The organism is Microlunatus antarcticus, from assembly GCF_014193425.1.
Lineage (GTDB): Bacteria > Actinomycetota > Actinomycetes > Propionibacteriales > Propionibacteriaceae > Microlunatus > Microlunatus antarcticus.
Map to the genome: position 1 here is coordinate 1,637,393 of NZ_JACHZG010000001.1, position 14,327 is coordinate 1,651,719.

The following is a 14,327-nucleotide window of genomic DNA, read 5'->3' on the forward strand; positions in this document are numbered from 1 at the left end:
CGACCCGCACGGGCCGCCCAGGGTCCGGCTGATGCTGGCCGCTCTGCGACACCGCGGCGTTCAGGCGGCGTTGCTCGCCGCCGTCCTGTTCGGTGCTGGCACCCCTGCGGCGAAGCTGCTGCTCGACGGCGTGAGTCCGTGGCTGCTGGCCGGGTTGCTGTACTGCGGCTCCGGCCTCGGCCTCGGCCTGCTCCGGTTGGCCCGTCGCTCTCCCCGCGTCCACCTCACCCGCGCCGAGCTGGCGCCGCTGGCCGGCGCGATCGTGTTCGGCGGGCTCGCGGCGCCGGTGCTGATGATGGTCGGACTGACCTCGCTCCCGGCGTCGGGGGCGTCACTGCTGCTGAACGCCGAAGGGGTGTTCACGGCCCTGCTCGCCTGGTTCGTCTTCAAGGAGAACGTCGACCGGCGCATCGCCGTCGGGATGGCGGCGATCATCGCCGGCGCCGTCCTGCTCAGCATCCCGACCGGAGCCCAGCTCGGCAGCGTCTGGCCCGCGCTGGCCGTGCTCGGCGCCTGCCTGTGCTGGGGGCTGGACAACAACCTGACTCGCAAGGTCGCGTTGACCGACGCCACCTGGCTGGCCGCGATCAAGGGCCTGGTCGCCGGTCCGGTCAACCTGGTCCTTGCGTTCAGCCTCGGCGCCCAGCTTCCGGGCGCCGCTCACGTCGCGGCCGCGCTGGTCGTCGGGTTCTTCGCCTACGGCGTCAGCCTGGTCCTGTTCATCCTCGCCCTGCGCCATGTCGGTACAGCCAGGGCCAGCGCCTACTACTCGGTCGCCCCGTTCTTCGGCGCCGCCCTCGCTGTCGCGCTCGGAGAGCAGCTGACCTGGCCGCTGGTCGCCGCTGGGGTGCTGATGGCGGCCGGGGTCTGGCTGCACCTCACCGAGAACCACCAGCACCGCCACGGCCACGAGCAGCTGACCCACAGCCACCGGCACACCCATGACGAGCACCACCCGCACGGCCACCGCGAAGCCGTCCCGGCTGGCACCGGGCACACCCACGAGCACACGCACCACCCGACCGTGCACAGCCACCCGCACTATCCCGACGCGCACCACCGCCACCAGCACTGAGCGAGCAGTGTGCGAGGCGCAGAGCAGGCGCCGACGGGAGAGAAGCCCTGTGCCGGTCCCCCCCCGGGAGTCGAGCACCCGCGATCGCCGGCGCGCCGAGCCGCCTCTTGTTTCGACCGGCCACGGAGCATCAAGTGTCCCCAATGATTCACGCTCGGCTGTACGGTGAGGTCGTGTCCACGCACGAGCGTCAGTCGGCGCCTACCGGTCGACGGCCCTAGTGCCCGGCTCGATGGTGCCCGGCCGGAGGTTGCAGATGTGGTCGACCTTCCCGCGGGGCGCTGCTGCGGAGGTGGCGCTGGCGCTTGTCGCCGGGTTGGTCGTCGTGGTCACCGCCCATCCCTTGCCGGCACCGCGCGCCGACCAGGTCGACGACTGGCACAGCTGGCTCGGCCTGGCGGCCGTGCTCGGCTTCTGCCACGGGTTGGTCCGGCTCGCGGGGTGGCTCCGGCGCCGGTCGGCGGGTGGCGCCTGACGATTCATCGTTGCCTGTATCCTCGTAGGCGTGACTTCATCCTGGCCTGAACAAGCGGTGGTGGACCTGCCGACTCCTGCGATCGCGGTGGACGCGGATGCGCTTGCGCGGGTCGGGGTGGCGCTGGCCGATCCGACCCGGCGGGCGCTGCTGCTGCGGCTGGTCGCGGGCCCGGCGTTCCCGGCCGACTTGGCCGAGCTGCTGGGGGTGGGACGGACCAACGTGTCGAACCACCTGTCGTGCCTGCGCGGGTGTGGCCTGGTCAGCGCCGAGCCGGTGGGCCGGCGGGTCCGCTACAGCCTGGCCGACCCGCGGCTGGGCGAGGCTCTGGCCGCGCTGGCTTCCCTCGTGCTGGTGACGACGGCGGCGGAGTCGACGTGTGGTCCGGCGGACTACGACTGCGAGCACGGGGACCACGACCGCGAGGACGACCACGAGGACGACCTCGACGGCGTGACCACCGGCACGGCGCTCGCCCCGCAGGTGGAGACGACCCGTGGCTGACGCGTGCTGCGGTCCCGACGAGCCCCGCACGTCGACCGGCACCGAGCTGGACGAGGCGCCGACGCCGGTCTGGCAGGTCCGCGAGATCCAGCTCGCGGCGGTATCCGGGGTCTTGCTGCTGGCGGCCGTGCTGGTGCCGGCTTCGTTGGCCGAGACTCTGCTGTTCTGGGCGGCCGCGGTGGTGGGTGGGGCGACGTTCGTGCCCGGCGCGCTGCGTGGGCTGGTGAAGGGCCGGCTCGGGGTCGGGCTGCTGATGACGATCGCGGCGGTCGGCGCGCTGATCCTGGGCGAGGTGGCGGAGGCCGCGACGCTGGCGTTCTTGTTCTCGATCGCCGAGGCGTTGGAGGACTACGCCATCACCCGGACCCGCAACGGGTTGAAGGCGCTGCTTGGCCTGGCTCCGAAGACGGCCACTGTGCTGCGCGGGCGCCCGGTCGAGGTCGGCCTGGCTGACCTCGCCGTCGGCGACGTGCTGCTGGTCCGGCCGGGGGAGAAGATCGCCACCGACGGCATCGTGCGCGGCGGCCGCAGCGCTGTCGACACCTCGGTGGTGACCGGTGAGTCCGTGCCCGTCGAGGTCGGACCCGGCGCGGACGTCTTCGCCGGCACCGTCAACGGCAACGGCGCGCTCGAGGTCGAGGTGAGCGCGACCGCGGCGGACAACTCGTTGGCGAGGCTCGTCCACATCGTCCAGGAGGCGCAGGAGCGCAAGGGCTCCACCCAGCGGCTCGCCGAACGCGTCGCCAAGCCCCTCGTCCCCGGTGTGCTGATCCTGGCCGCTCTCGTCGCGCTGGTCGGCAGCCTCCTCGGCGACCCCGGCGTGTGGATCCCGCGCGCCCTGGTCGTTCTCGTCGCGGCCGCGCCGTGCGCCCTGGCCCTGAGCGTCCCGGTCGCCGTGGTCGCGGCCATCGGCGCCGCGTCGAAGGGCGGCGTCCTCATCAAGGGCGGTGCAGCGGTCGAGGCCCTGGGCGCGGTCCAGATCGTCGCCCTCGACAAGACCGGCACCCTCACCCGCAACGAGCCCGCGGTGATCGAGGTCGTGGCCACCCAGCCCGACAGCGACGCTGCCCGCGCGACGGTGCTGGCGGTGGCCGCGGCGCTCGAGGCGCGCAGCGAGCACCCGTTGGCCGCCGCCATCCTCACCGCCGCCGAGGCGGACGAGCGGGCCGCCGCGTTGCGTCTTGAGGGCGACGACGTCGAGGCCGTGCCCGGCCGGGGCCTGGTTGGGGCGGTCGACCACCGGCCGGCGAGGCTCGGTAAGCCCGGCTTCGTCGACGCGGGTCCCCTCGACGCCGATGTTGCACGCCTGCAGGACGCGGGCGCGACCGTGGTCCTGGTCGAGCACGACGGGATGCTTCTGGGCGCTGTCGCCGTCCGCGACGAGGTCCGTCCCGAAGCCGCCGAAGCCGTGGCCCTGCTGAAGCGTCAGGGGCTGCGCGTGGTGATGCTGACCGGCGACAACCATCGCACCGCAGCCGCGATCGCCGCGCAGGCCGGTGTGGAGGAGGTGCACGCCGAGCTCAGCCCCGAGGACAAGGCCCGCCTGGTCGAGGAGCTCGGCCGCAGCGGCCGGGTCGCGATGGTGGGAGACGGCATCAACGACGCCCCCGCGCTCGCGACCGCGAGCTGTGGCATCGCGATGGGTGCCATGGGCAGCGACGTCGCGGTCGAGGCCGCCGACGTCGCGCTCATGGGCTCTGACCTGCGCCGCCTGCCCGACGCCGTCGCACACGCTCGCGCCGCCCGACGCGTCCTCACCCAGAACCTCGTGCTGTCGGTGCTGATCATCGCCGTGCTGGTGCCGCTGTCCGCGTTCGGCGTCCTCGGCCTGGCACTGGTCGTCGCCACCCACGAGCTCGCCGAGGTCGTCGTCATCGCCAACGGCATCCGCGCCGGCCGCCGCCGCCACCTGCCCACCCGCGCCGGCCTGCCGCCGCGGTCCGCGCGCTCCGACGCCTCCCGGCGCGAACCTCGTGAACCCACCCACCGGAACTTCCCGGCCGCGCAGCCCGTTCCTGCGAGCAACGGGGCCGGTCTCCTCACCCTCACCCCGCTGTTGACCACCAGCTCCAACCCCCGCAGTGCGCGCACGGAAGGGACGGAGCGGTGCGGGTGCGAGCCCGGCTGCTCGTGCTGCACCGACTGACGAGAACAGCGTCACCCAGGCAGGACGCGGGCGGTTCTGTTCTTCGGGGCGTGACGCGCCCCTCGACGAGTGACGTAAGACGCGTGACGCAGCACGAGTGACGCAGCCCGGCCCGCTAGACGTCGAACGACTGGAACGGAAGGTCCGCCCCATGAGCTCCAAGTCCGCCCCACCGAACCGCACTCCCCGCGGACGTGGTCCGGCGCTGCCGTCGCCGGGTCCGTCGGGGTTGCTGCCCAACTCCGCGGTGGTGGCGATCGTCGTCGCGGTTGTCGTGGTCTTCGCCGTGGTCGTCACGCTCGCGGTCCGTGGCAGTACCAGCACGCAGCAGACCGGGCCGGGTGTGCCGGCGGCCGATGCCGCCTCCGCGCAGGTCGTCCGCGACAGCTCGCACCGCCTGCCCGGGTCGACTGAGGCCAAGGCGACGTTCGTGGAGTTCCTCGACTTCGAGTGCGAGGCCTGCCGGGCGGCCTACCCGGTCGTGGAGCAGCTGCGCCAGCAGTACGCGGGCCGGGTCAGCTTCGTCGTGCGCTACTTCCCGATCGAGAGCCACTTCAACGCGATGCGCGCCGCGCGCGCGGTCGAGGCGGCCGCGCAGCAGGGCCAGCTCGAGGCGATGTACCAGAAGATGTACACCACGCAGGAGCAGTGGGGCGAGCAGCAGGTGGCGGCCGACGACACGTTCCGCGGCTTCGCCGTCGACCTCGGCCTGGACATGGCCCGGTGGGACAGCACCTACAACGACCAGGCCACCATCGACCGCATCAACCTCGACATCGCCGACGGCAAGGCTCTCGGCGTCGAGGGCACCCCGTCGTTCTTCGTGAACGGACAGCGCATCCAGCCCAAGTCGGTCGACGACCTCTCCGGCGCTCTCGACGCCGCGCTCGCCGAATGACCGTGGAGGGCCACGCGCTGGTGGCCGACGCGTCGGCCCCTAACGACCGCGATTCGCCGGACACTTTGTCGTGGGTGCGTTCGCGGGACCGTCGAGCTGGCGTAGTGGTCCTCTTCTGCGGGCTCGTCGGCGCCGGCGCGGCCCTTGCCCTGGCGGTCGAGAAGTTCCGAGTACTCACGAACCCGTTCTACGTGCCGTCGTGCACGGTGAACGAGAAGGTCAGCTGCCTCTCGGTGATGACCAGCCCGCAGGCCGAGGTGCTCGGCTTCCCCAACCCCCTACTCGGGCTGATCGCCTTCGGTGCCCTCGCTGCCGCGGGTGCCGCCGTACTCGCCTCGCCCAGGCCCCTGGCCTCGTGGTTCTGGGCCGGCCTGCAGGGCGGAACGGCGGCTGGGTTGGTGTTCGTGCACTGGCTCGCCTGGCAGAGCAGCGTGGTCATCGGTGCGCTGTGCCCGTACTGCATCGCGGTCTGGATCGTCACCATCACAGCCTTCGTGCACGTCACCGCCCGCAATGCCGCCGCCCGCAAGCTCGCCACCCGCGACGCCAGCGGCGGCGCTGGTGCGGGTGGTCCAGGACTGCGCGAGGGTCGAGGGGTGGCTCAGCCTCTGGCGACCAGCCCGGCGGTGATCTCGGTGCTGTGGGTCCTGGTGCTGCTCAGCGCTGCGGTGGGCGCGACGACCCTGCTCGGCCGCTGATGGCCACCCGACCGCGGCTCCGCGGCCGCACGCTGCTCGCCGGGCTCCTACTGGTCCTGCTCACCGGCTGCGGTGGCAGCGCCATCGACGACACGAACGCCTACGACCGCCAGGTCCTGGGCGGCGGGAAGGCGCTGACCGTCGTCGCACCCGAGGACCGCAAGCCGGCCGCGGTCGTGACCGGGCCCGACCTCGCCGGCACGGGCACCGTGACGTCCAGCCGTCCGGGGCAGGTGGTCGTGCTCAACGTCTGGGCGTCGTGGTGCGGCCCGTGCCGCCAGGAGGCGCCCGAGCTTAACGCCGCCAGCAAGGACCTCGCCGATGACGCCGTCTTCATCGGGCTGAACGTCCGCGAGGCATCACCCGATCCAGGCCGAGCGTTCGTGCGGGCCACCGAGGTGCCGTACGCCCACATCTACGACCCCGACGGAACCCAGCTCATCCGCTTCTCCGCCGACCTATCACCCAGCGCCATCCCCAGCACCCTGATCATCGACCGCCAGGGCCGCACCGCGGTCCGCATCGCCGGCACCGTCAGCCGCACCACGCTGGTCCAGCTCGTCCGTGACATCGCCGCCGAGCCCCGGTGACCCCTCTCGACCTCGCCGGCTGGGCACAGCAGGCCGCCGGCGGCCCGATGCTCGCCGCCGTCCCGGTAGCAGTCCTGGCCGGACTCGTGTCGTTCTTGTCCCCGTGCGTCGTCCCGCTCCTGCCCGGCTACCTGTCCTACGCCACCGGGATGAGTCTCAGCAATCTCCAGCGGCCCGGCAAGCAGCGGCTCCGGATGCTCGTCGGCACCAGTCTGTTCGTGCTGGGCTTCGCTGTCGTCTTCGTCGCCGCCGGTGCTGTCGTCGGACGCCTCGGCGTCTTGCTACTCACCCAGCAGCGGCTCATCGAGATCATCGCCGGAGCCGGCGCCGTCGTCATGGGCCTCGCCTACGCCGGCGCCGTCCCGCTCGGGCGCCGCGAGCGACGGCTCGACCTCGCCCCCAAGGTCGGCCTCGCTGGCGCGCCTTTGCTCGGAATCGTCTTCGGCGTCGGCTGGACACCCTGCATCGGCCCCACCCTCGCCGTCGTCCTCAACCTCGCCCTCACCACCGGAAGCGCCACCCGAGGCGCCCTGCTCGCCTTCGCCTATGCCATCGGCCTCGGCCTGCCGTTCGTTCTCGCCGGCCAAGCCCTGCAGCGACTCTCAGGCGTCCTCACGCTCGTACGCACCCACCAGCGACTCCTCACCATCATCAGCGGAGCCAGCATGATCGCGGTCGGGCTCCTTCTTATTACCGGCCTCTGGGCTGACCTCACCGCAATGCTGCGCGGCTGGGCACTGCAGTACACGACCCCGATCTGAGCCGGGCGAGGCAGAGCCTCTCGGCGGCCCGAAGAAGAAGAAGCGGGGTCGCCTTTGGGCGGCACCCCGCCCGCCCCATACAGTCAGCCCTTACGAAAATCAGGCCGGTGTGGCGCGCGGCGGGGGAAGGGACAGGGTCGGTGCCACCGCTGGACGGACGGCCTGCGGCGCAGGGTTGCCGCGCTTGCACTACACCGACCTGCGGTCGACGTTCGTGACCGTCGTGTGCGTCGGCGCCGTCGTTGCGCGGTGGGGAGACGCCTCGCCTGGCTAATCGCCAGGGCTCGAGGCTAGAGCCCGGGCGTCGCGGCCGAAGCGGGAGATACCGGCCTAGGACAAGGCGTCACCTCGCCGTCCCCAGGTCAGTGGGGAAGCAGCCAGTTCATCTCGATGATCTGGGCTTGGTCAAGGGTGGTGATGGTGAGCGCGATCTGCTTGACGTCACCGTCTTGGCCTTCGTCTAGCTCTCGCCTGGCGATGCCGAGTGCGCCTTGGTGGTACTTGATCATGGTGGTCAGGAAGAGTTTGGAGGCGTCTGCCCCGATGGCGTGGTCGAGGGCATCGAGGTCAGTCTGGCTTGCTGGGTCGTCGTCCGGGTCCGCTTCTGCTGTGCCACCTCTGGCCTGGAGGCGTGGGTCCTGCTGCCGCCAAGTGGTGAGCCAGGTGTTCATCTGATCGATCTCAGGGCCTTGCGTCGCTTTCATCCGTGTGGCGAGTGAGGTGACCGCGGGGTCGATGCCTTGCTTGGAAAGGAGTTTGTCGCTCAGCTGCGTGGCGTGCTCGTGGTGCCGAAGCATCGCAACCGCGAAGGTCACGTCGGCGGCGTTATGCGAGCCCGAAGTGGGCTCGCTGCTGCCGGCACTGCGAGTGCCAGGTGTGAGGCTCGGTCTGGTCCGAGTCGCTTCGGGGCCTGGTTCGGCTATACGGGGGTTGCTGGCGCAGCCGGTCACCGTGGTGACGCCGGCGAGAAGGGCCGCAGCGGCCAGCAGCCGGGGATGCTTCATGGCGCTCTTTTCAGTGATGTGCCCTGAGCCGAGACGTGGCGGCTACTGGGCGGCTTAGCCGAAGACCCGTCTGGTGCCGACTCGGTCGAGCCCGCGTAGTGCGGACGGCCAGGTTCTCGAGCTTGGACGTTCACTCGAAGCGACTCTGCGGGCGGTGATCGACCGTTCGCGGCGTCGGGCGAAACAGGCTCGTGAGTACGACGACTGCTCCGACGGTGATGAAGACGTCGGCGAGGTTGAAGGTGGGCCACCAACCGGAGTGCAGGTAGTCGGTCACGACGCCGTCGTCGAGCCGGTCGATCAGGTTGGCGATGGCACCGGCAAGGACCAAAGCCAGCCCGAGCACCATGAGCAGCGCCGCGTGGGCCGCCTCCCGCCACGCGAACACGGCCACGGCGGCGACGATCACGGCGACGGCGGTCACGATCAGAGGAGCCGGAAGCGTCGCCCCCAGGCTGAACGCCGTTCCGGGGTTGTAGACCAGACGCAGGTCGAGCGGGCCGAGGTCCACGACTCGCCCGGCGCTGAGGAGTCGCTGAGCCGCTGCCTTGGCTGCAAGGTCAACGCCGGCCAGGCCGAGCGCGACGGTGAGCAGCAGGCGCCTCGCGGTCAGCGGGCGGGACTTTGCCTGGCTCTCAGTCCTCGTCATCGTCATCGTCGTCTTCGACGAGCTCGCCTTCCCAGGCTTCGAGGCCTTCCTTGACGGCGAAGATGGCGATGACGAAGCCGGCGACGGGGTCGAGCCAGGCAGCGCCGGTGAGGGTGAACACGACGAGCCCGATGAGGGTGGAGATGCTGAGCAGCACGCAGATCCGCGTCTCGGCCGCGTCGGCCAGGATCAGCGGGTCGCCACCGAGCTGCTCGCCGACGCGGCGCTTGGCGCGGGCCAGGACAGGCATCACGACGATCGACAGGGCCAGCAGCACGATCCCGACGGTGCTGTGCTCGGGTACCTCCCCGCCGAGCAGGGACCGGATGCCTTCGACCACGACGTAGACGGCGAGCAGGAAGAAGGTGACCGCGACGGCCTTGAGAGCTCGTCGTTCCTTCACCTCGTCCGCTTCACCGTGTCGGAGCCGAGCTGCCAGGCGCAGACCGACCAGCACTGCTGAGACCGACTCGATGCCGGAGTCGAGGCCGAAGCCGACGAGGGAGACCAGGCCGGCGAGGAGGCCGAAGGTGATCGCGACGGCGCCCTCGACCACGTTGTAGGCAACGGTGAACTGAGCCAGTCGCAGGCCGCGGCGGGTCAGTTGCTCGGTCTCGGCGTCGGAGATCGAGGTGGGCGTGGTGGGTGAGGTCATGACTGGAGTTCCTGGGTGGTGGTTGTGCCGTAGCGGGGACAGAGGGCAACTGCGTCGCCGGTGAGGGCGAGCAGGGCCTCGGCCGCTTCGAGGAGTGCGAGGACTTCATCGGGATGGGTCAGGCTGAACAGCGAGGCTCGCCCCTGCGGGCGAGAGGTCACCAGGCCGCACTCTTTGAGGCAGGCAAGGTGCTTGCTGACCGTGCTCTGCGCCAGGTCGAGGTGCGCGGCGATCTCGCCGACGCGGTGCTCTCCCTGGACCAGGTGCTGCATGATCGCCAAGCGGGACCGATCGCTGAAACCGTGGAACAGGCACGCGGCGGCTTCTCGTGCTTGCGCGCCTGGAACCCCAGCGACGCGTTCTAGCCCTATTATCGCCATCCGGCGATACTAGCGGCCTGCTGCGCCACGGGCACGACACCAGGTTTGGCCTGGGTCGACGGACGACGAGAATTGATGGTTGCCGTGAATCTGGGCGAAGCAGTACTGCTGGGCGTGACCGAAGGCTTGACGGAGTTCCTGCCGGTGTCGAGCACAGGCCACCTGACCGTGGTGGAGAAGCTCCTGGGGCTACGTCTCGACGACCCCGGGGTGACCGCCTTCACCGCGATCGTCCAGCTCGGTCCGATCCTGGCCGTGCTGATCTTCTTCCGCCACGACATCGTCGCCCTCGCAAGCGCATGGCTGGGCGGGCTCCGCGACGCAACCCGACGCGACAGTCAGTACCGCCTGGCCTGGGCCGTGATCCTGGGCACCGTGCCGATCGGGGTGGTGGGGTTCCTCGGGCGCGACGTGGTCGGCGCGGCCCGCAACCTGTGGGTGGTGGCAGCAGCGCTGATCGGCTGGTCGCTGGTGATGGTGGTGGCCGAACGCTACGGGCGCCAGACGCGTACCGAGGGTGAGATCCGCTATCGCGACGCCGTCGTGATCGGCCTCGTCCAGTGCGTCGCGCTCATCCCCGGGGTGTCACGATCGGGCGCCACGATCAGCGCTGGACTGCTCCGCGGTCTCGACCGGGTGAGCGCGACCCGCTTCTCCTTCTTCCTGTCGATCCCAGCCATGCTGGCCGCCGGCGCCTTTGAGGCGGCCAGCGAAGGCTCGGCGGTGGCTCGCACCGTGGGCTGGGCAGCGACCGGTCTTGGCACCCTCGTTGCGTTCGCCGTCGGCTACGCCGCCATCGCCTGGCTCCTGCGTCTGGTGGCCCGGCACTCGATCACGGTATTCGTCCCCTACCGGATCGCCCTCGGCGTGCTCATCGCTGTTGCTCTTGCCGTGGGGCTCATCACGCCCTAGACATGTGAGCGCGGGGCTTCGAGAGCGGGGACACTTGTCCTCGGTTGTGAGGCGGAGGTGAGTTGGTGGAGTCGGGTGATTCTTCCCCACCTGAATGAGGTGGGAGACTTCGGTCGCCTGCGATGGCTGGGGTGCGTCTCCGCAGCTAAGCCCTGCAGCGACTATCCGGCGTCCTCACGCTCGTGCGCACCCAGCAGCGACTCCTGACCATCATCAGCGGAGCCACCATGATCGCGATCGGGATCCTTCTAATCACCGGCTTCGGGGCCGACATCACGCGATCCTGACGGCTGGGCACTTCAGTACACGACCCTGATCTGAGCTGAGCGCGACCGAGGGGACTCACGAAGTCACCCTGCCTCCGGCAACCTCGAGCCCGCTGCTCAAACCACTCAGGGCTGAGGCCACTGCCGGAGACACGCGGCTCACTGACGCTCGTGGGGCCAACACCCAGAGCAGCAGCATCGGCAGGAGGAAGTACGACAACCCGCCGCCAAGCAGCAGATGTCGAGTCGAAGTGATCGTGTCAGCGGCTTCTCGGTTGGCCGACTGGTCCGAGCTCGGTCCAGACGGCTCGGCGAAACGGTAGCTCCCCGTCTTCGACCTTCCTCAGAGGGGTGTCTGCCAGTCGGCCACGAGGCCCTGTAGCTGCACGATCAGCGACGCCCAGATGCCGCTGACCTGCATGATGCCCACGACGATGAGCAGCAGCCCGCCGAGCTGCATGACCCGGCGGGCGTGGCGCCGAGCGAACGCGAACACCGTGAAGGCTCGCTGGACGCCCAGGGCGGCCAGCAGGAACGGCAACCCGAGGCCGACGCTGTAGGCGAACGACAGCAGCGCCCCACGGCCGGCGCCGCCGGTGCTGAACGACAGAGACAAGACAGCGGCCAGGGTGGGTCCGATGCACGGGGTCCAGCCGACGCCGAAGAGCACCCCCAGCAGCGGCGCGCTGGCGACCCCGAGGCGGGGCTGGAAACTCAACCGGAACGAGCGGCTAAAAAGCGGGACCCGGGCGAGGACCCCGGTGAAGATGAGCCCGAGCACGATGGTGAAGACGCCCAGCACCTTGATGATCAGGTTCTGGTGTACGAGCAGCAGAGTGCCGGCCGCACCGAACGCGGCGCCGTAGCTGGTGAAGACCACCGCGAAGCCGAGAATGAACAGCAACGTCCCGATGACCGTGCGGCTCGGCCTGCGCAAGCGGCCAGGCCTTGTCGCTGCACCGGGTGCGGTGGTGGTTGAGCGGTCGGGCTGCGTAGTGGTGGCTGTCTGGGCGTCGGCTCCGGCGGTGCCGCTGACGTAGGCGAGGTACCCAGGCACGAGCGGCAGGCAGCACGGGCTGAGGAACGACACCAGTCCGGCGGCCATCGCGACCGGGATCGCGAGCAGCAGCGGCCCGTACGCGACGAGGTCCCCGGGGTTCACCGGGTGGCCTTGCTGGCCGCGATCTCGTCGTCGAGCAGACCTTTAAGCGTGGTGTAGGTGACCGGCCCGATGACGCGGGCCGCGATCCGGCCTTGACGGTCGATCACGACGCTGGTGGGTACGGCGGTGGTCGGGATGGTGTCGCGCAGGGCCAGAAGCACCTCACCGTTGTGGTCGATGACGCTGGGGTAGGCGACCTTGTTCGCGCGTACGAAAGCCTTGGCCGCGTCGGGGTTGTCGCGGGTGTCGATGCCGACGAAGCTGACCCCGCGACGCGCCTCGTCGGTGGCGACCCGGACCAGGTCGGGCGTCTCGGCCCGGCAGGGTGCGCACCACGACCCCCACACGTTGATCACCACGATGTCGCCGGCCAGCCGGGAGAGGGCGAACGGTTCGCCGTCGAGGGTGGTGCCCTCGAGCTTCGGCGCAGGGGCCCGCTGCGCTGTCGGGTAGAGGTCCAGACCCGGCTCGGCGTTGACCCCGGTCTCGGCGTCTGCCCGGGTGACGTCGTTGTCGTCGTCGGCGCTCGCCCACGGCTTCCACCACATCATCAGGAGCACCAACGCCAGGACAGCAAGGACCCACGCCAGGGCTTGAAGGCCGCGGGTCGCTCGGACGGTTGTGCTGGTGGTGTTCATGGCAGCTGCAGCACGATCTGCTGGTCGGGCGTGAGGCGGAGCTGCGAGGGGTCGCCGTCGACCGGTGTTCCGTTGCTGGTCAGCGTCACCTGCTGGCCGCCGTCGGCCCGCACGCCGCCGATCTGGGTGGCGGTCAGCTTGACGCCCCACTCGACGAACAGCTGGCCGAGGGTGAAAACCTTTCCGGCCCGGTCGGCCTCGATGTGGATCGTGCCGTCGGGCTCGTGGGTGTGCAGCGCCGACATGGCACCGGTGGCCGGATCGACGCCGATGTTGGCCGGTACCGCCACCTCGCTGCCCTTGACGATGACGCGGAGCTGGGGGTGGTAGTGCTCGGCCGTCCCCATCGGTCCGAGGTCCAGCCCGGCGGCCGCGACCCGAGCTGTGGTGTCGGCGGGTGCCGGCCACGGCGGTGCTGAGCGGCTGTCGAGCTCGACGGGCGGCGCCGCTGCCGCAGGCTGGTCAGCTGCGTTCGTCTGCGCCGGGGCGCTGCACGAGGTGGACAGAAAGACGACGGTGAGGCTGAGGGTGATGGCGGCGACCGATCGAGGGCGTCGGGTGCTGACGATCGAGATGATGGGAAGACTCCTTCAACGGGTCAAGGTCTGGGCGGATGCTGCTGCGGGCTGCTCACCGGTCGACGGATGAGGCGTCCTACCTGCCCAGAGCTGGGTCGAGGCCACAACGCCCGACCGCTGGCGCTGCGGCCGCTTGTTCGAGCCGACGAGGCCGGGACGCAGGATCGTCCCGGTCCCGGCCTCGTGCGCCTACAGCTGGGCGAGCAGGTCCTGCATGACGCCCACCTCTTGCTGCTGAGTGGTGATGATGTTCTTGGCCAACGCAACGGCGTCGGGGCTCTTGCCGTTGCTGACCTCGGCCTGGGCCATCTTGATCGCGCCCTGGTGGTGCGCGGTCATCAGCTCCAGGTACGTCTTCTGCCCTGTCTTGCCGTCGGCCTGGCCGAACTCCTTGAGCTCGGCGTCGGTGGCCATGCCATCGCTAGCGCCGTGGTTCATCCCGCCCATCCCGCCGCCGCCCATCTGCTGCTGGCCCCACGCGGTCAGGTAGCCCTTCATGGTGTCGATCTCGGGCTGCTGGGCGGCTTTGATCTGCTGGGCGAGCGCGGTCACGTCGGGGTTCACGCCGGTCTTGGCGAGCAGGGTGTCGCTCATGGCAACGGCCTGCTCGTGGTGGGGCAGCATCATCTCGACGAACATGACGTCGGCGTTGTTGAACTCGGCCGAGGCGCTCGTGCTGGCGCTCGGGCTCGACGGGGCCGCGGAGGAGCTTGGGGCCATGTTCCCCATGTTGGTGTCGCTGCATCCGGCCAGGCCGATGGTGGCGGTCAGGGCCAGGGCGACGAGGCCGGTCTTCCGTGCGCGTGAGTGCTTCATCTGGGTCTTCTCTCCGTACCAAGAATCTGTGTGGGACGTCCGATGACCGCGCGTCACCACCGGGGGCGTGGCGCGCGGGTGGGCTGAGCGAGGCTCGGCCGGCGGCAGCTGCACAGGTCG

Annotated in this window: 17 protein-coding genes; 9 read left to right on the plus strand and 8 right to left on the minus strand. The window is 70.3% G+C overall.

Going from position 1 to position 14,327, the window contains the following annotated elements:
* Positions 1-31 precede the first annotated feature (31 nt).
* From FHX39_RS07585 to FHX39_RS07620, 8 genes are all read left to right on the plus strand, one after another.
* Positions 32-1,075, plus strand: a complete 1,044-nt coding sequence (locus FHX39_RS07585) for a DMT family transporter (RefSeq protein ID WP_183337500.1) — start codon at positions 32-34, stop codon at positions 1,073-1,075.
* 256 nt (positions 1,076-1,331) lie between these two features.
* Entirely contained in the window at positions 1,332-1,550 is a 219-nt protein-coding gene (locus FHX39_RS07590) for a hypothetical protein (protein ID WP_183337501.1), read from the plus strand.
* Between the two features lie 30 nt (positions 1,551-1,580).
* Positions 1,581-2,054, plus strand: a complete 474-nt coding sequence (locus FHX39_RS07595) for an ArsR/SmtB family transcription factor (RefSeq protein WP_332836719.1) — start codon at positions 1,581-1,583, stop codon at positions 2,052-2,054.
* The gene (locus FHX39_RS07600) at positions 2,047-4,200 is read left to right on the plus strand and encodes a heavy metal translocating P-type ATPase (protein ID WP_183337502.1); all 2,154 of its coding nucleotides are present in this window, start codon (positions 2,047-2,049) and stop codon (positions 4,198-4,200) included. The genes FHX39_RS07595 and FHX39_RS07600 overlap by 8 nt, the downstream gene beginning before the upstream one ends.
* A gap of 151 nt (positions 4,201-4,351) precedes the next feature.
* Entirely contained in the window at positions 4,352-5,098 is a 747-nt protein-coding gene (locus FHX39_RS07605; protein ID WP_183337503.1) for a DsbA family protein, read from the plus strand.
* Between the two features lie 104 nt (positions 5,099-5,202).
* Positions 5,203-5,796, plus strand: coding sequence for a vitamin K epoxide reductase family protein (locus FHX39_RS07610; protein ID WP_332836720.1), 594 nt, complete (start codon positions 5,203-5,205; stop codon positions 5,794-5,796).
* A complete protein-coding gene (locus FHX39_RS07615) occupies positions 5,796-6,386 on the plus strand; it encodes a TlpA family protein disulfide reductase (protein WP_183337505.1) in 591 nt (196 codons plus the stop codon). The genes FHX39_RS07610 and FHX39_RS07615 overlap by 1 nt, the downstream gene beginning before the upstream one ends.
* Before the next feature lie 47 nt (positions 6,387-6,433).
* Positions 6,434-7,147, plus strand: coding sequence for a cytochrome c biogenesis CcdA family protein (locus tag FHX39_RS07620; protein WP_183341076.1), 714 nt, complete (start codon positions 6,434-6,436; stop codon positions 7,145-7,147).
* 362 nt (positions 7,148-7,509) lie between these two features.
* Here FHX39_RS07620 and FHX39_RS07625 read toward each other — a convergent pair whose 3' ends face one another.
* The 4 genes from FHX39_RS07625 to FHX39_RS07640 form a co-directional block, all read right to left on the minus strand.
* Positions 7,510-8,151: a DUF305 domain-containing protein gene (locus FHX39_RS07625; protein ID WP_183337506.1), complete on the minus strand. Its 642-nt coding sequence runs from the start codon at positions 8,149-8,151 to the stop codon at positions 7,510-7,512.
* Positions 8,152-8,281: 130 nt separating this feature from the next.
* Positions 8,282-8,806: a signal peptidase II gene (gene lspA / locus FHX39_RS07630; RefSeq protein WP_232530595.1), complete on the minus strand. Its 525-nt coding sequence runs from the start codon at positions 8,804-8,806 to the stop codon at positions 8,282-8,284.
* Positions 8,787-9,455, minus strand: coding sequence for a cation diffusion facilitator family transporter (locus tag FHX39_RS07635; RefSeq protein WP_183337507.1), 669 nt, complete (start codon positions 9,453-9,455; stop codon positions 8,787-8,789). Before FHX39_RS07635 ends, lspA begins: the two co-directional genes overlap by 20 nt.
* Positions 9,452-9,835, minus strand: coding sequence for an ArsR/SmtB family transcription factor (locus tag FHX39_RS07640; RefSeq protein ID WP_183337508.1), 384 nt, complete (start codon positions 9,833-9,835; stop codon positions 9,452-9,454). Before FHX39_RS07640 ends, FHX39_RS07635 begins: the two co-directional genes overlap by 4 nt.
* A 75-nt stretch (positions 9,836-9,910) precedes the next feature.
* Between FHX39_RS07640 and FHX39_RS07645 the strand changes: the two genes are divergently transcribed.
* Entirely contained in the window at positions 9,911-10,747 is an 837-nt protein-coding gene (locus FHX39_RS07645) for an undecaprenyl-diphosphate phosphatase (RefSeq protein WP_198423296.1), read from the plus strand.
* 609 nt (positions 10,748-11,356) lie between these two features.
* Here FHX39_RS07645 and FHX39_RS07650 read toward each other — a convergent pair.
* The 4 genes from FHX39_RS07650 to FHX39_RS07665 form a co-directional block, all read right to left on the minus strand.
* Positions 11,357-12,175 carry a cytochrome c biogenesis CcdA family protein gene (locus FHX39_RS07650; RefSeq protein ID WP_332836721.1) on the minus strand — a complete coding sequence of 273 codons (819 nt, stop codon included), beginning with the start codon at positions 12,173-12,175 and terminating at the stop codon, positions 11,357-11,359.
* The gene (locus FHX39_RS07655; protein WP_232530965.1) at positions 12,172-12,726 is read right to left on the minus strand and encodes a TlpA family protein disulfide reductase; all 555 of its coding nucleotides are present in this window, start codon (positions 12,724-12,726) and stop codon (positions 12,172-12,174) included. The genes FHX39_RS07650 and FHX39_RS07655 overlap by 4 nt, the downstream gene beginning before the upstream one ends.
* 83 nt (positions 12,727-12,809) lie before the next feature.
* Positions 12,810-13,160, minus strand: coding sequence for a hypothetical protein (locus FHX39_RS07660; RefSeq protein WP_183337510.1), 351 nt, complete (start codon positions 13,158-13,160; stop codon positions 12,810-12,812).
* A 420-nt stretch (positions 13,161-13,580) separates the two neighbouring features.
* Complete coding sequence (locus FHX39_RS07665; RefSeq protein WP_183337511.1) at positions 13,581-14,207, minus strand: DUF305 domain-containing protein; 627 nt, start codon at positions 14,205-14,207, stop codon at positions 13,581-13,583.
* Positions 14,208-14,327 lie beyond the last annotated feature (120 nt).

Coding starts and splice junctions, on each gene's coding strand:
- lspA (WP_232530595.1), bottom strand. CDS start 8,806: ATGACGATGACGAGGACTGAGAGCCAGGCAAAGTCCCGCCCGCTGACC.
- FHX39_RS07665 (WP_183337511.1), bottom strand. CDS start 14,207: ATGAAGCACTCACGCGCACGGAAGACCGGCCTCGTCGCCCTGGCCCTG.
- FHX39_RS07605 (WP_183337503.1), top strand. CDS start 4,352: ATGAGCTCCAAGTCCGCCCCACCGAACCGCACTCCCCGCGGACGTGGT.
- FHX39_RS07640 (WP_183337508.1), bottom strand. CDS start 9,835: ATGGCGATAATAGGGCTAGAACGCGTCGCTGGGGTTCCAGGCGCGCAA.
- FHX39_RS07655 (WP_232530965.1), bottom strand. CDS start 12,726: ATGATGTGGTGGAAGCCGTGGGCGAGCGCCGACGACGACAACGACGTC.
- FHX39_RS07590 (WP_183337501.1), top strand. CDS start 1,332: ATGTGGTCGACCTTCCCGCGGGGCGCTGCTGCGGAGGTGGCGCTGGCG.
- FHX39_RS07635 (WP_183337507.1), bottom strand. CDS start 9,455: ATGACCTCACCCACCACGCCCACCTCGATCTCCGACGCCGAGACCGAG.
- FHX39_RS07660 (WP_183337510.1), bottom strand. CDS start 13,160: ATGGGGACGGCCGAGCACTACCACCCCCAGCTCCGCGTCATCGTCAAG.
- FHX39_RS07645 (WP_198423296.1), top strand. CDS start 9,911: ATGGTTGCCGTGAATCTGGGCGAAGCAGTACTGCTGGGCGTGACCGAA.
- FHX39_RS07585 (WP_183337500.1), top strand. CDS start 32: ATGCTGGCCGCTCTGCGACACCGCGGCGTTCAGGCGGCGTTGCTCGCC.
- FHX39_RS07625 (WP_183337506.1), bottom strand. CDS start 8,151: ATGAAGCATCCCCGGCTGCTGGCCGCTGCGGCCCTTCTCGCCGGCGTC.
- FHX39_RS07615 (WP_183337505.1), top strand. CDS start 5,796: ATGGCCACCCGACCGCGGCTCCGCGGCCGCACGCTGCTCGCCGGGCTC.
- FHX39_RS07620 (WP_183341076.1), top strand. CDS start 6,434: ATGCTCGCCGCCGTCCCGGTAGCAGTCCTGGCCGGACTCGTGTCGTTC.